This window comes from Acinetobacter endophylla (assembly GCF_053543775.1).
This window is the reverse complement of the sequence record NZ_JBLVOM010000172.1, coordinates 1-342: the sequence shown is the minus strand read 5'-3', so window position 1 is coordinate 342 and position 342 is coordinate 1. Positions and strand designations below refer to the sequence as shown.

Genomic DNA, 342 nt, shown 5'->3' with positions numbered 1-342 from the left:
TAATGATGTTAGGCACCAAAATCATCATGCACCTCTCCCGATTATAGGATATGGTGCTATTAGACTCATTCCTAATAGACATCGCAAAAAGAAAGACCAGGCGATAGCTTGGCAGAACATAGGAAACCTATTCGCAAGAAGCATGTCTGATTATCTGGTTAACCATCCGGGTGAATGGTTGGATGAGAATGAAGCTCTACAGCAATTGGTTGCAAGATTGATCTTGGATGTGCTTCCATTCGGTGCGGAAGAGAACGTGAGTATGATCATCGAAAGAGGAAAGGCATTCATTGAACTAAACGGACGTCGGATTCCCCTGCATGAATTGAGCAGCGGCTACCA

At 44.2% G+C, this 342-nt stretch carries 1 protein-coding gene; it reads left to right on the top strand.

Going from position 1 to position 342, the window contains the following annotated elements; translation table 11 throughout:
• Nucleotides 1-142 precede the first annotated feature (142 nt).
• The coding region (locus tag ACNPNW_RS06205; RefSeq protein ID WP_448766740.1) for a hypothetical protein at nucleotides 143-342 on the top strand (200 nt) is incomplete at its 3' end.